This window comes from Streptomyces torulosus, assembly GCF_001419765.1.
GTDB classification, from domain to species: Bacteria; Actinomycetota; Actinomycetes; order Streptomycetales; family Streptomycetaceae; genus Streptomyces; species Streptomyces torulosus.
Window position 1 is genome coordinate 1 of record NZ_LIRK01000160.1, and the last position, 13,580, is coordinate 13,580.

Sequence of the window (13,580 nt, forward strand, 5' to 3'; positions counted from 1 at the left end):
ACCTTGCCGTGCTCGTCGCCGAGGGTGGCCCCGGCGACGATCGGCGTGCCGGCCGAGACGCGGATCTCCAGTCGGGCCTCGGGCAGTGGATGGTTCTGCCCCCGGACCAGCTCGGCCGTCATCGACTTCGTCCCCCTGTGTCGCTTGCTGCGTGATGCGTCGGGCTGCCTACAGGACCGGCAGGATCGCCGGCATCAGGTCCTGGAAGGTGCGGCCGTTGGCGGGCGAGCCGATGGCCGTCATCTGCCAGCCGGCGCCGGAACGGTGCACCTTGGCCATGATCTGGGCCGTGTACTGGCCGCCGCCCGCGAGCGTGTAGCGGGCCAGCTCCTGGCCGTTGGTCTCGTCCACCAGACGGCAGAACGCGTTCTGCACTTCCTGGAAGGTCTGGCCGGTGAACGAGTTGACGGTGAAGACGATCTGGTCGATGTGGACCGGGACCCGGGCCAGGTCGACGAGGATCGCCTCGTCGTCGCCGCCCGCGCCGACACCGCCGACGAGGTTGTCACCGGTGTGACGGACGGAGCCGTCGTCGCTCACCAGGTGGCGGAAGAAGACGACGTCGACGGGCTGCTTGTCCGCGAACAGCACGGCGGAGGCGTCGAGGTCGATCTCACGGGTACGGGACCCGAACAGGCCACGCCGGGGGGCAGCCTGCCAGCCGAGACCCATGCGGACCGCGGTCAGGCTGCCTCCGTCGTTCTTCTGCAGACTGATGGCCTGACCCTTGGTCATGTTGACGGTCACGCGCCGATTCCCCTCTCGAACTGTCCCCTGTTGCCGCGGACTCCGCGGATGTGCAGCACCTTACGCAGCGGCACTGACATTGCCGCAGCCTGTGTCGCACTTTGTGTCGGTCTTGCAACACAGTGCGCCGCGCCGGGGTCACCGCTTCTCCCCCGCCGCCTCTCGGGCCCGTCAGGCCAGCCCCGCCTCCTTCATCTGCCGGAGTTCCTTCTTCATCTCGGACACCTCGTCGCGCAGCCGGGCGGCGATCTCGAACTGCAGGTCGGCGGCTGCCGCGCGCATCCGCTCCGTCATGTCCTCGATCTGCTGGGCGAGGTCGGCCGCCGGGCGGTCGGTCGGGACGGTCTCCTTGGCCTTGCCCTTGCCCTTGCTCGTGGTGGACTTGGCCGCCTTGCCGCCGAGGGACGGCACCGGGGCCTTGGCGCCCTTGCCGTCCTTCCCGCCCTTGCGGTAGCCCGTGCCGAGCAGCTGTTCGGTGTCGACGTCCTCGCGGGCGATCTGCGCGACGATGTCGTTGATCTTCTTGCGGAGCGGCTGCGGGTCGATGCCGTTGGCCTTGTTGTACGCGACCTGCTTCTCCCGGCGGCGGTTGGTCTCGTCGATGGCCTTCTCCATCGCCGGGGTGATCTTGTCGGCGTACATATGGACCTGGCCGGACACATTGCGCGCCGCGCGGCCGATGGTCTGGATGAGCGAGGTCCCCGAGCGCAGGAAGCCCTCCTTGTCGGCGTCGAGGATCGCGACCAGGGAGACCTCGGGCAGGTCGAGGCCCTCCCGGAGGAGGTTGATGCCGACCAGGACGTCGTACTCGCCGGCGCGCAGCTCGCGCAGCAGCTCGACCCGGCGCAGGGTGTCGACGTCGCTGTGCAGGTAGCGGACCTGGATACCGAGTTCCAGGAAGTAGTCGGTGAGGTCCTCGGCCATCTTCTTGGTGAGCGTGGTGACGAGGACCCGCTCGTCCTTCTCCGTGCGCTTGCGGATCTCGTGCACCAGGTCGTCGATCTGGCCCTCGGTGGGCTTGACGACCACCTCGGGGTCGATGAGGCCGGTGGGGCGGATGATCTGCTCGACCTGGCCGTCGGAGCGGGACAGCTCGTACTGGCCGGGGGTGGCCGAGAGGTAGACCGTCTGTCCGATGCGCTCCTGGAACTCCTCCCACTTCAGCGGGCGGTTGTCCAGCGCGGACGGCAGCCGGAAGCCGTGGTCGACGAGGGTGCGCTTGCGGGAGGCGTCGCCCTCGTACATCGCGCCGATCTGCGGGACCGTCACATGGGACTCGTCGATGACGAGGAGGAAGTCGTCCGGGAAGTAGTCGAGCAGGGTGTTCGGCGGGGAGCCGGGCTCGCGGCCGTCGAAGTGCATCGAGTAGTTCTCCACGCCGGAGCAGGAGCCGATCTGGCGGAGCATCTCGATGTCGTACGTGGTGCGCATGCGCAGGCGCTGGGCCTCCAGGAGCTTGCCCTGCTTCTCCAGCTCCGCGAGGCGCTCCCCCAGCTCCTTCTCGATGTCGTTGACGGCCCGCTCCATGCGTTCGGGTCCGGCGACGTAGTGGGAGGCGGGGAAGACGTACAGCTGCTCGTCGTCGCTGATGATCTCGCCGGTCAGCGGGTGCAGGGTGGAGAGGGCCTCGATCTCGTCGCCGAACATCTCGATGCGGACCGCGAGCTCCTCGTAGACCGGGAAGATCTCGATCGTGTCGCCGCGGACGCGGAAGGTGCCACGGGTGAACGCCAGGTCGTTGCGGGTGTACTGGATGTCGACGAAGCGGCGCAGCATCTCGTCCCGGTCGATCTCCTCGCCGACCTTGAGGGGGACCATGCGGTCCACGTACTCCTGGGGCGTGCCGAGGCCGTAGATGCAGGAGACGGAGGCGACCACGACGACATCGCGACGGGTGAGCAGCGAGTTGGTCGCGGAGTGACGCAGCCGCTCCACCTCCTCGTTGATCGAGGAGTCCTTCTCGATGTAGGTGTCCGACTGGGGGACGTACGCCTCGGGCTGGTAGTAGTCGTAGTACGAGACGAAGTATTCGACCGCGTTGTTCGGCAGGAGCTCGCGGAACTCGTTGGCCAGCTGGGCGGCCAGCGTCTTGTTCGGCGCCATCACCAGGGTGGGGCGCTGGAGCTTCTCGATCATCCACGCGGTGGTGGCGGACTTGCCGGTGCCGGTCGCGCCGAGCAGGACGACGTCCTTCTCACCTGCTTCGATGCGCCGGGCCAGGTCGGCGATGGCCGTGGGCTGGTCGCCGCTCGGCTGGTAGGGGCTGACGACCTCGAAGGGCGCCACCGTGCGTTCGATCTTGGAAACGGGCCGCATGGAATCCACCGTACGACCCCGCACTGACAACGGGGTCGGGTCAGCGGTTCTGCGGGGTGCGGGAGCGGGGTGCGCGGTGTTCGTGCTCGGCGCGGCGCGAGGGGCGGCCGACGCCGGCGAGCGGTCGCCGGTCGGTGTGCGCGCAGGCGTGGGTGGGGACTCCGGGCCGCCGTTCGGCGGGGGCGCCGTGGAACTTGCCCATGATCATGAAGGGGTCGAACATCACCACGACGCCCGCCAGGAGCAGGAAGACGAGCGGGCCGATCATCAGCGGGGCGAGGAGGGCCGCGGACGACGAGCCGTCGGCCGGGGCGGCGTCGGCCGCGCCGTGCAGATGGACGCTGAGGGCGGCCATGCCCGTGTAGTGCATGCCGCTGACCGCGATGCCCATGACGAGGCTCGCGCCGACGCTCCACAGGAAGCCGCGTACCTGTCCGGCGGCCCACAGGGCGGCGATCGCGGCCACCACGGCGATGACGACGGAGGCGGCGACGGTCACGGTGTTGTACTCGAGTGTGCCGTTGAGGCGCATTCCGGCCATGCCGAGGTAGTGCATGGAGGCGATGCCGAGGCCGGTGATCGTGCCGCCGGTGAAGAGCGCGGCCCCGGTCGCTCCTTTGGAGCCGACCATGAAGATGCCGATGCCGACCATGACGATCGCGACGGCGAGGCTCGCGAACGTCATCAGCGGGTCGTAGTGGACCGGGGTCTGCAGGACCTTGAACCCCATCATCGCGACGAAGTGCATGGTCCATATGCCGGAGCCGATGGCGGCCGAGCCCAGCGCCAGCCAGCCGATCCGAAGGCGGCCGTCGACCAGCATCGATCTGGTGGTGCAGCGCAGACCGAGCGCGCCACCCAGGCAGGCCATGAGGTAGGCCGCCACCGGTGTGACGAGTCCGTAGCTGAAGCCGTCGACCGTGCCCTGCATCCGCGGCTGCCTTTCCCGCCCTGTCGCGTCCCTGGATTCCCTGTACTGCCCCCACCCCCGGGTCCGCCACAACGGTCAGGGTTGTCGCAGAGAGTATGACCCCCACCGGAATGGTCGAACGACTTTCCCGCAAAGAAACACGGCCTTGCCCCACTTGTGCGGCGCCCGTGTGCGGACTTGGGCAACTCCATTCAATTCATGGCCATCCTGTACCCCCTCTGCCGTTGACTCGCTGCTGTCACGCTTGAGCTGACCGTGACCGATCGACGCGAGGAGTACGCATGCATGTGCGCGCAGTTGCCGCCGCGGCCGCCGCGTTCATGGGGGCCGCCGGCCTCCTGCTCCCCACTTCGGCCGCCGAGGCGGCCTCGTACGCCGACAATCTGATGGTCGTGGCGCATCGTGGAGCTTCCGCCTATGCACCCGAGAACACCTTGGCCGCCGTCGACAGGGCCGACGAGATGGGCTTCAGCTGGGTCGAGAACGACGTCCAGCGCACCAAGGACGGCGCGCTCGTCGTCGTCCATGACGCGACGCTGGCCCGCACGACCGATGTCGAGCAGGTCTTTCCGGACCGCGCGCCGTGGAACGTACGCGACTTCACCGTCGCCGAGATCGCCCGTCTGGACGCGGGCAGCTGGTTCGACACGCGCTACGCGGGCGCGCGCGTGCCGACCTTGGAGCAGTACATGAGGCGGCTGTCCCGCAATCATCAGAAGCTCGTCCTGGAGATCAAGAATCCCCAGCTCTACCCGGGCATCGAACAGCAGACCCTGAAGGTGCTGGCCAACGAGGGCTGGCTGACGCCTCTGCACCTGCGGGACCGGCTGGTGGTGCAGAGCTTCAGCCCGGACACGGTGCGGCGGGTGCACGAACTGAGCCCCGGCGTGAAGACCGGCTTCCTCGGCACCCCGGACATCGCGGACCTGCCCGAGTACGCGACCTTCGCCGACCAGATCAACTCCTCCTACACGACCATCTCGCACTCCTACGTCGCCACGATCCACGCCTTCGAGGGTCCGCACGGCAAGCCGTTGGAGACGCTCACCTGGACCGTCAACGACGCGGAGAACGCGCGCAGGGTCGCCCGGTACGGCGTGGACGGCATCATCACGAACAAGCCGGACGTGGTCGAGGAGGCCACACGGGACTGACCGCTCTGACCGCTCGCGACCGGGAGGGGTGACCTTCACACGGGCGTGCGTCCGGTGGCCCGGCGTCGATCGGGGGCCACGGCCGGCGCCGCGCACGCCGCGAGCGTTGTCAGTGGCGGGCCGTACGGTGGTCGCATGAACAGCCACGGGCAGTACGAGCATCAGGTCGTGTGGGCCGTCGTGGGCACGGACATCGGTCCGCTGCTGCTGGCCGCGACGGACGACGGCCTGGTGAACGTCGTGTTCCACGCCACGGACTCGGTCCGGGACAAGGCCCTCGACCGCCTCGCGTCCCGGCTCGGCACCCAGCCCGTCGAGGCGCCCGGTGCCCCGCAGCTGGCCGAGGCGATACGCCAGGTCGGCGCGTACTTCGCGGGTGACCGGCAGGTGTTCGAGCTGCCCCTGGACTGGTCGCTGATCTCCGGTTTCAACCGCCAGGTGCTGCGGGAGCTGGCGGTCGGTGTCCCCTTCGGCTCGGTCGTGGGCTACGGCGACCTGGCCCGCCGGGTCGGGCAGCCGGGCGCGTCCCAGGCGGTGGGCATGGCGATGGGGGCGAATCCGCTGCCCGTGGTGGTGCCGTGCCATCGGGTGGTGGAGAGCGATGGCGGCATCGGCGGGTTCGGCGGCGGGCTGGAGACCAAGCGGAAGCTGCTGGCGCTGGAAGGAGTGCTGCCCGAGCCGCTGTTCTGAGCCGTCGGCTCCCCTCCCTCGCCCAGGCGCTGTTCCGACCCCGCGTGCGGCCGTCCGCGCTACTCGTAGTGCCGGGCCTCGACGATGTTGCCGTCCGGGTCCCGGAAGTAGAAGCTGCGCCGGGCCGCGCCTCGGGCGCCGAAGGAGTCGTACGACAGGTCGGAGACCGGGACCGCCCGTTCCTCCAGCCGGGATCGCAGTTCCTCGAAGTGGTCAGCGGGCAGGGCCAGGCACACATGGTTGACGGGGTGGCCGGCGCTGTCGGCGGCGCCGGGCAGCATCCTCATGCGCTCCGCCGAGCTGAGCGGCATGAGGTCGAGGATGGTCTCGTCGTTGACGCGTACGGAGGGAAAGGGCACCGTTCCCTCGGAGTACTCGGTGAGGCGTACGGGTGCCAGGCCCACGGCCGTCTCGTAGAAGTCGGCCGCGGCGACAGGCTCCCGCACCCAGAGGACGACGTGGTCGAGACGTGTGGTGTTCTCCGTCATGCTCCCCAGGCTGGTGTCCCTCACCACAGGTCGCAAGGGTTTGACCGGGCGCGTCGGCCGCCAGTGATGAGGGAGGAACGACTGACAGGAGGCAAGCGCGTGCTGATGGTGTCGGAAGAGGTGCGGGACGCGGTTGACGCGCGTCGACCCGTGGTGGCGCTCGAGTCCACGATCATCGCGCACGGCCTGCCCCGGCCGCGCAATCTGCAGGTGGCCCGGGAGCTGGAGGACGTCGTACGGCAAGAGGGCGCCGTACCGGCGACCATCGCCGTGCTCGACGGGCGGCCGCACATCGGCCTCGACAAGGACCAGTTGGAGCGGGTCGCGAACGAGGACGGCATCCGCAAGCTCGGCCATCGGGACCTGCCGCTCGCGGTGGCCTCCGGGGTGAGCGGCGCGACGACCGTGTCGGCGACCGCCCAGCTGGCGTCCCTGGCGGGCGTACGGGTGTTCGCGACGGGCGGTCTCGGCGGGGTGCACCGGGAGTGGACGACGACGCAGGACGAGTCGGCCGACCTCGGGCTGCTGGCGCGCACCCGGATCACGGTGGTGTGCGCGGGCGTGAAGTCGATCCTGGATGTGCCGGCGACGCTGCAGCGCCTGGAGACGCTGGGTGTCGCGGTCGCCGGGTACGGCACGGACCGCTTCCCCGGCTTCTACCTCTCCGACTCCGGGCACCCCGTGGAGTGGACGCTCCGGTCGCCCGGCGAGGTCGCCGAGGTCATGCGGGCCCAGGACGCGCTCGACGGGCCGGAGTCGGCGCTGATCGTCGCGAACCCGGTGCCCGAGGAGGAGCAACTCGATCCCGATCTCCACGCGCGTGTGCTCGCGGAGGCGCTGCGTGCGGCCGAGGAGGAGGGGATCACGGGGCAGGCGGTCACACCGTTCCTGCTGAGCCATCTCGTGCGGCACACGGACGGCGCCTCCCTGAGCGCCAATCTGGCGGCGGTCCGGGGGAACGTACGGCTCGCCGCGCGGATCGCGGCGGCCTGGACCGGGGCGTGAGATGGCCGGGCGGGGCGGGCAGGGGCCCGGCGGCGCGATGAACCCGCCGGGCACCGACGGGACGGGCGCCGACGAGAAGTCGGGTGGGGCGCTGCTCGTCGTGGGCGACGTCGTCACGGATGTCGTCGCCCGGCATCGCGGGCCGCTCGCGCCGGGCACCGACACGGCCTCCGCGATCCGTACGCTGCCCGGCGGCGCGGGCGCCAATGTGGCCTGCTGGGCGGCCCATCAGGGCTGTGCGGACGTGCGGCTGCTCGGACGCGTGGGCACGGACGCGGCAGGGTGGCACGAGCGGGAGCTGCGCGCCTCGGGGGTACGGCCCCACCTCGTCGTCGACCCGGAGGCCGCGACGGGCACGGTGATCTGCCTGGTGGACACGGGCGCCGCCGCCGAACGTACGTTCCTCACGGACAGCGGTGCCTCACTGCGGCTGGACCCGGACGACTGGTCACCGGCTCTGCTCGACGGGGTGGCCCGGCTGCATCTGTCGGGCTACCTGTTCTTCTCGGAGCCGAGCCGGGCGCTGGTATCGGTGGCCCTCGCGTCGGCACGCGCGCGTGGGGTGCCGGTGAGTGTGGATCCGGCCTCGGCGGGGTTCCTGACGGAGCTGGGCGTGGACCGTTTCCTCGCACTCGTCGAGGGAGTGGATGTGCTGCTGCCCAGCCGGGACGAGGCGTGTCTGCTCACCGGGCTGCCCGATCCGGCCGACGCGGCGGCCAAGTTGAGCCGCCTCTTCCCGCTGGTGGTGGCCAAGCAGGGGGCCGAGGGCGCCCTGATCGCCCAGGGGGGCGGCGTGCGGGCCCGGGTTCCGGCGGCCCCCGCCGTGCCCCGGGACACGACCGGCGCGGGCGACGCGTTCACCGGTGCGTTCCTCGCCGCCCTGCTCGCGGGCGCGGAGCCGGAGGACGCGGCGGCACAGGGATGCCGGGCGGGCGCGCTGGCCGTGGGGAAGGTGGGCGGGCGGCCACCGGTGGGCTGAGAGGGTGCGGGGCGCGTTGCTGCCCCGTACCCGTTCTGCGTGACGTCGGCCGCGTGGTGGCTGTCGCGCGCCACGCCTACGGCCTCCTCCCCCACGCCGAGACGAGCGGTGTGGCGGCGATGTCCATCGCACCGGAGGACAAGTTGGCCAGATGGCGGTCGATCTCCTCGTCCGTGGCGAGACCGGCGGTGACGAGGGCCGTACGGAGCCGTTGGATCGTGGAGGACTCCAGAGCGGCGCAGGCGGGCAAGGCAATAGGGAAGTACACATCGGCCTCCACGCCGCGCAGCCCGGCCCCACGCAGCAGACGCGGGAGCCTGCGGCCGTGCGCCGGGTCCACCCCGCGCTCGTCGAGGAGAGCGCGGATGGCCTGCCGCAGCCGGTTGGCCAGCTGCTGGTCGGGGCCGGTCTCCTCGAGGCAGGCCAGGGGCTGGAGCGCGGGGTCGGCGTCCTCGATCAGCAGGCGCCCGCCGGGCCGCAGGGCCTTGATCATCGACACCACGGCCCGCTCGCGGTCCGGGGCGTGGACCAGGGCCAGGCGGGCGTGGACGAGGTCGAATCCGTCGCCCGGCGGCTGGTCGACGCCCACGTGGTGGACGAGGACCTCGACCGGTGGGCGGGTGACCGAGGGGACCGCCCAGGAGAGGTCGATGCCGGTGGCGATGACCTTCCCCGTGGGCCCGACCTTCTTGGCCAGCCAGGAGACGACCGAGGCCCCGCTCGCGCCGACCTCCCAGCAGCGCCAGCCGGATCCGAGGCCGAAGCCCTCCATGTGCCGGAACGTCGTGCGGTCGAAGAGGGTGGCGAAGGCGTCGGAGCGCTGCCCCGTCTCGCCCTGCCGGTGGTCGAGGAGATGTCCGTCGGTTCGCATCATGCCGCGATCATCCCATTTACCCGACTTATCACTCTTCGCGACGCTCCAACAGTCCCCCACCCTGGCGCCATCCGGACCGAAGCCCCGGAGACCACAAACGAAGTGGAGCGCTCCGTTCCCACAGCCTTACCCGCAGCTCAAGGACGCCTGGCACACTGGCGCGACAAGGCACGAAGTGCGGTGCGAGGGGATCCACGCAAGGAGATCCAGATGTCCATGGCAGGGAATCTGCGGAAGGTCACCGGCCTCGACAGGGTCGGCGGCCTGCGCAAGGTGGCACGGCTGGCACGGCGTCGCGCCCGCGTCGACCTGAGCCACCCGGCCCGCTCCCCCCTGGGCACCTCCGTGGTGAACTGCGTGACGTACCACAAGGGCGTGCGCGCCCCCGGCGGCCGCGATGTCGTCGAGGCCCTCAGGCAGGTGCGCAGGGCCGACCACGGCTTCGTCTGGCTCGGGCTGCACGAGCCGACGGAGCGAGAGTTCGCCGGCATCGCCGAGCTCTTCGACCTGCACCCGCTGGCGGTCGAGGACGCGGTCGAGGCCCATCAGCGCCCGAAGCTGGAGCGGTACGGCGACACGCTGTTCGCGGTGTTCAAGACCGTCTGCTACGTCGAGCACACGGAACTGACCGCGACGAGCGAGGTGGTGAACACCGGCGAGATCATGGTCTTCGTCGGCCCCGACTTCGTGATCTCGGTGCGGCACGGACGCCACGGCTCGCTCGGCCCGCTGCGCGAGGAGCTGGAGGCGGACCCGGAGCAGCTCGCCAAGGGCCCGGCCGCCGTCCTGCACGCGATCGCCGACCATGTCGTCGACGACTATCTGACGGTCACGGACTCGGTGCAGGCGGACATCGACCAGGTGGAGACGGACGTGTTCGCGGCGAACGGCGCGCGCGTCGACCCCGGTCGGATCTACCAGCTCAAGCGGGAACTGCTCGAACTGAAGCGGGCGGTGGCCCCGCTCGCCCGGCCGCTACTGGAACTGACCACACGGCCCATCCGGGTGGTGGAGCCGGAGATACAGGCCTACTTCCGTGATGTCTCCGACCACCTGCTGAGGGCGACCGAGCAGATCGCCGCGTTCGACGAACTGCTCAACTCGATCCTTCAGGCGCACCTGGCGCAGGTCAGCGTCGCGCAGAACGAGGACATGCGGAAGATCACCGCGTGGGCGGCGCTGATCGCCGTGCCGACCATGGTCTGCGGGGTGTACGGCATGAACTTCAAGTACATGCCGGAGCTGACCTGGAAATTCGGCTACCCGCTGGTCCTGGGTGTCATCGCCGTGGCCTGCGTCGTCCTGTACCGGGGCTTCAAGCGCAACGGCTGGCTCTGAATCCGGCACCAGTCACCGGCACCGGCTAGTGCTGTGACCGGAAAGGTTCACCGGCTCGCGACGCCCGGCACGGCACCTCGCGGCGTTGTCGCATGACCCGAGTACATCCAGTACGCGGGTCATGCTCCGCCTTGCGAGGCACCGCACCGGACGCCGCGAGCTTTCCGGCAAACCTTTCCGGCCACAGCACTAGCCGACGAGCCGGATCGCCGGGACCCGTCGGCAGGCCATCCGGACGTGACCGCCCCGCCCGTGCCGAACGGGCGGGGCGGTCACGTACTGGCGTACGGGAAAGATCCGGACAACCGCTCCACGGCCCGCGGCCGGGCCGGGCTCGAACTCAGTGACCGGTACCGGCACTCGTGCGCGACCCAGCGTCAACTACGGTCCTGCGGACCGCACGGACCGGTGACGGGCCGTGTCGACGGGATCACGCCGCGCGCCCGGCCGGGCGGCCGGAGCGGCTCCCTCACTGGCGTGAACTGTGAGCATGGCCCCTCACCGGGTTTACGGGGATGTGACGGGCGCGTGAAACGGTTTGCCGAACATGCGTAGGGTGCAGAGAACTCATCAGGACAACCGCGCCGGATGAGTGCCGGGCCGTCGACCATCCGTACTCGGAGCCGTAGGCGCCCTCGGCCCGACCTGTGAACGAAGACCCCGGACCAAGAGCGACGAGCGAAGGAGGGAGCCGGAGCTATGGGCGACCACAAAGAGCAGCCCCTTCGGGTGGGCGCGGCCGTCCGGCGGCGGCGCCGGGCACTGGAGCTCACGCTCTCGGCCGTGGCCGAGCGCAGCGGCCTGTCGGTTCCCTTCCTCAGCCAGGTCGAGAACGAGCGGGCCCGCCCGAGCAAGCCCTCCCTGGAACGCATCGCGGACGCCCTCGGCACCACCGCCGTCGAACTGCTCGCCGCGGCCGACCCGGCGTGCAGCGTCGATGTCGTGCGCGCCGAGGACGACTCCCTCACGCCCCCCGTCTCCCGCACGCGCTCCCTGGTACGTGGTCACCACCAGTTGCACGCCATGGAGTTCACCGGCGACCACGACGAGGGCCGCGAGGTCCAGCACCGCAACGACGAGCTGATGTACGTCGTCGAAGGCGCCGTCGAGGTCGAGGCCGAGGGCCGCGCCCACCGGCTGGGGCGCGGCGACACGCTGTACATGTCCGGTGGCGTACGGCACCGCTGGCGGGCCACCGTCCCCGACACCCGCGTCGTCGTGGTCGCCGTCGCCGACCACATCGAGGCGCTGGAGGACCGGCACCGCAGGGGGAAGTGACGCCGTGCGGCGCGTCGTCTCCCTCGTCCCGTCCCTGACCGAGGCCGTCGCGGCCACGCTCCCCGGCGCGCTGGTCGGCGCCACCGACTGGTGCGACCATCCGCGTGATCTCGACGTCGTACGGATCGGCGGCACCAAGAACCCCTCGGTCGACACGATCGTGAAGCTCGCCCCCGACCTGGTCGTCGCCAACGAGGAGGAGAACCGCGCCGTCGACCTGACCGCCCTGCGCGAGGCGGGCGTCGAGGTCCTCGTCACCGAGGTGCGCGGCGTCCCCGAGGCCTTCACCGAACTGGACCGCGTCCTGCGCGCCTGCGGCGCCCCGTCCCGGCCCGGCTGGCTCGACGAGGCCGAGTCGGCGTGGGCCCGGCTGCCGGACCCGGGCCGCCGGACGAGAGCCGTGGTGCCCATCTGGCGGCGGCCCTGGATGGTGCTCGGCCGGGACACCTTCGCCGGTGACGTCCTCGCCCGGCTCGGCGTGGACAACCTGTACGGCGGGCACGCCGAGCGCTACCCGAAGGTGCCCGTCGAGGAGCTGCGCGCCGCCGCCCCCGAGGTCGTGGTCCTCCCCGACGAGCCGTACCGCTTCACCGCCGACGACGGCCCCGAGGCGTTCCCCGGCCTGCCGTGCGCGTTGCTGAGCGGCCGCCACCTCACCTGGTACGGGCCGTCGCTGGCCGAGGCGCCGCGGGTGCTCGGCGAGGCCCTGCGAGCAGCTCTGCGCTGACCAGCCCCCGCACGGTACGGACGGCGGCCGTCGCCCAGGCCGCCAGCAGCAGCGCGTACAGCGCGACGGCGAGGACGTCGCAGGCGACGAGCCCCGTGTGCCGGGCCAGGCCCTCCGCGCCGGTCACACACGTGCCCACCGGGAAGGTGAACGCCCACCACGCCAACGAGAACTCCATGCCCCGCCGCCGCGCCCGCACGGCCAGCGCCCCCGCCAGGGCCAACCACAGCAGCGCGAAACCCATGACCGGCACCCCGTACAGGACGGCGAGGGCGGGCCCGTACGGCGACGACGAGGGCAGGGCGGTGGGCGCCGCGTCCGCGAGGTTGCCGGCCGCGGTGGTCGACTGGCCGAGCGGCCCCAGCACCAGGAACAGGCTCGGAGTCACGGCGAGCGGCAGCGGACCGGCCGTCACCAGTCGCGCCACGATCAGCGGCAGCACCAGCAGCGTGGCCAGCAGACTCAGCCCGAACAGCGCGAGACAGCCGAACAGCAGGGTCTGCCGGGCCTGACCGGCCGGCAGGTACGGCACGAGGAGCGGGCCGAGCGCGGCGGACACCATCGGCGCCACGAGGGGGAGCAGCAGGACGGGGGTGACCCGGCCGGGCTCCACACGGTGCCGGACGATCAGGAGATACGGCACGACGACCGCCGCGCCGACCCCGACGAGTGTGCCTGCCCCGAAGAGCACGGCGTCCAGTGCGACGGCCGCCGGCACGCCGATCCAGTCCCGGCCGACGACCAGGGCGCCGCCGCCCACGGCGAGCAGGGCCATGGAGAGGCAGCCGTAGAAGGGGGCCACGGCGGGGTCGAGGAGATGGGCGCGGGCCTGGTCGCGGTGATGACGCCAGTGCAGGGCGCGGGTGCCCAGCACGGCGACCAGGGCGAGCAGCGCGAGGGCCCAGACCGCCGCGCAGATCGTCCCGACGCCCGGCAGGTCCCCGGGAAGCCCGGCACCGGCCGTGGCGACGATCGCGGTGCCCATGACCGGGGCGTACCACTGGGGGCCGAGGTGGCGGAACGACGGGGCTCGGAGGGCTGGGTCTCGGAGGG

At 71.2% G+C, this 13,580-nt stretch carries 13 protein-coding genes; 7 read left to right on the forward strand and 6 right to left on the reverse strand.

The genetic code is table 11. The features are described 5' to 3' along the window. Window positions 1-168: 168 nt before the first annotated feature. From AOK23_RS11885 to AOK23_RS11895, 3 genes are all read right to left on the reverse strand, one after another. On the reverse strand, window positions 169-747 hold the full coding sequence (locus AOK23_RS11885) for a TerD family protein (protein WP_055539083.1): 579 nt from the start codon (window positions 745-747) through the stop codon (window positions 169-171). Window positions 748-918: 171 nt separating this feature from the next. Beyond that, a complete protein-coding gene (gene uvrB, locus AOK23_RS11890) occupies window positions 919-3,063 on the reverse strand; it encodes an excinuclease ABC subunit UvrB (RefSeq protein ID WP_055712693.1) in 2,145 nt (714 codons plus the stop codon). A gap of 40 nt (window positions 3,064-3,103) precedes the next feature. Then, window positions 3,104-3,994: an MHYT domain-containing protein gene (locus AOK23_RS11895; protein WP_055712694.1), complete on the reverse strand. Its 891-nt coding sequence runs from the start codon at window positions 3,992-3,994 to the stop codon at window positions 3,104-3,106. Between the two features lie 281 nt (window positions 3,995-4,275). Here AOK23_RS11895 and AOK23_RS11900 point away from each other — a divergent pair, with 281 nt between their 5' ends. Further along, window positions 4,276-5,148 carry a glycerophosphodiester phosphodiesterase gene (locus AOK23_RS11900; protein WP_055712695.1) on the forward strand — a complete coding sequence of 291 codons (873 nt, stop codon included), beginning with the start codon at window positions 4,276-4,278 and terminating at the stop codon, window positions 5,146-5,148. A gap of 135 nt (window positions 5,149-5,283) precedes the next feature. After that, window positions 5,284-5,838, forward strand: a complete 555-nt coding sequence (locus tag AOK23_RS11905; RefSeq protein ID WP_055712696.1) for a methylated-DNA--[protein]-cysteine S-methyltransferase — start codon at window positions 5,284-5,286, stop codon at window positions 5,836-5,838. A 59-nt stretch (window positions 5,839-5,897) separates the two neighbouring features. On the opposite strand, the gene AOK23_RS11910 is transcribed toward AOK23_RS11905, so the two are convergent. Further along, a complete protein-coding gene (locus tag AOK23_RS11910; protein WP_055712697.1) occupies window positions 5,898-6,326 on the reverse strand; it encodes a VOC family protein in 429 nt (142 codons plus the stop codon). Window positions 6,327-6,431: 105 nt separating this feature from the next. Between AOK23_RS11910 and AOK23_RS11915 the strand changes: the two genes are divergently transcribed. Together AOK23_RS11915 and AOK23_RS11920 are read left to right on the forward strand one after the other, a co-directional pair. Further along, complete coding sequence (locus tag AOK23_RS11915) at window positions 6,432-7,331, forward strand: pseudouridine-5'-phosphate glycosidase (protein ID WP_240496358.1); 900 nt, start codon at window positions 6,432-6,434, stop codon at window positions 7,329-7,331. Between the two features lie 37 nt (window positions 7,332-7,368). Continuing rightward, window positions 7,369-8,310, forward strand: coding sequence for a carbohydrate kinase family protein (locus AOK23_RS11920; RefSeq protein WP_055712703.1), 942 nt, complete (start codon window positions 7,369-7,371; stop codon window positions 8,308-8,310). 76 nt (window positions 8,311-8,386) lie between these two features. Here the strand turns inward: AOK23_RS11920 and AOK23_RS11925 are convergent, their stop codons facing one another. Next, the gene (locus AOK23_RS11925; protein ID WP_055712699.1) at window positions 8,387-9,184 is read right to left on the reverse strand and encodes a methyltransferase domain-containing protein; all 798 of its coding nucleotides are present in this window, start codon (window positions 9,182-9,184) and stop codon (window positions 8,387-8,389) included. Between the two features lie 210 nt (window positions 9,185-9,394). On the opposite strand from AOK23_RS11925, the gene AOK23_RS11930 reads away from it, so the two are divergent. From AOK23_RS11930 to AOK23_RS11940, 3 genes are all read left to right on the forward strand, one after another. After that, window positions 9,395-10,522, forward strand: coding sequence for a magnesium and cobalt transport protein CorA (locus AOK23_RS11930; protein ID WP_055712700.1), 1,128 nt, complete (start codon window positions 9,395-9,397; stop codon window positions 10,520-10,522). A gap of 699 nt (window positions 10,523-11,221) precedes the next feature. Beyond that, entirely contained in the window at window positions 11,222-11,800 is a 579-nt protein-coding gene (locus AOK23_RS11935; RefSeq protein ID WP_055712701.1) for a helix-turn-helix domain-containing protein, read from the forward strand. 4 nt (window positions 11,801-11,804) lie between these two features. Then, on the forward strand, window positions 11,805-12,527 hold the full coding sequence (locus AOK23_RS11940; protein WP_055712702.1) for a helical backbone metal receptor: 723 nt from the start codon (window positions 11,805-11,807) through the stop codon (window positions 12,525-12,527). Here the strand turns inward: AOK23_RS11940 and AOK23_RS11945 are convergent. Next, on the reverse strand, window positions 12,454-13,580 hold a 1,127-nt coding region (locus AOK23_RS11945), incomplete at its 5' end, for a TDT family transporter (RefSeq protein WP_055712704.1). The genes AOK23_RS11940 and AOK23_RS11945 overlap by 74 nt on opposite strands.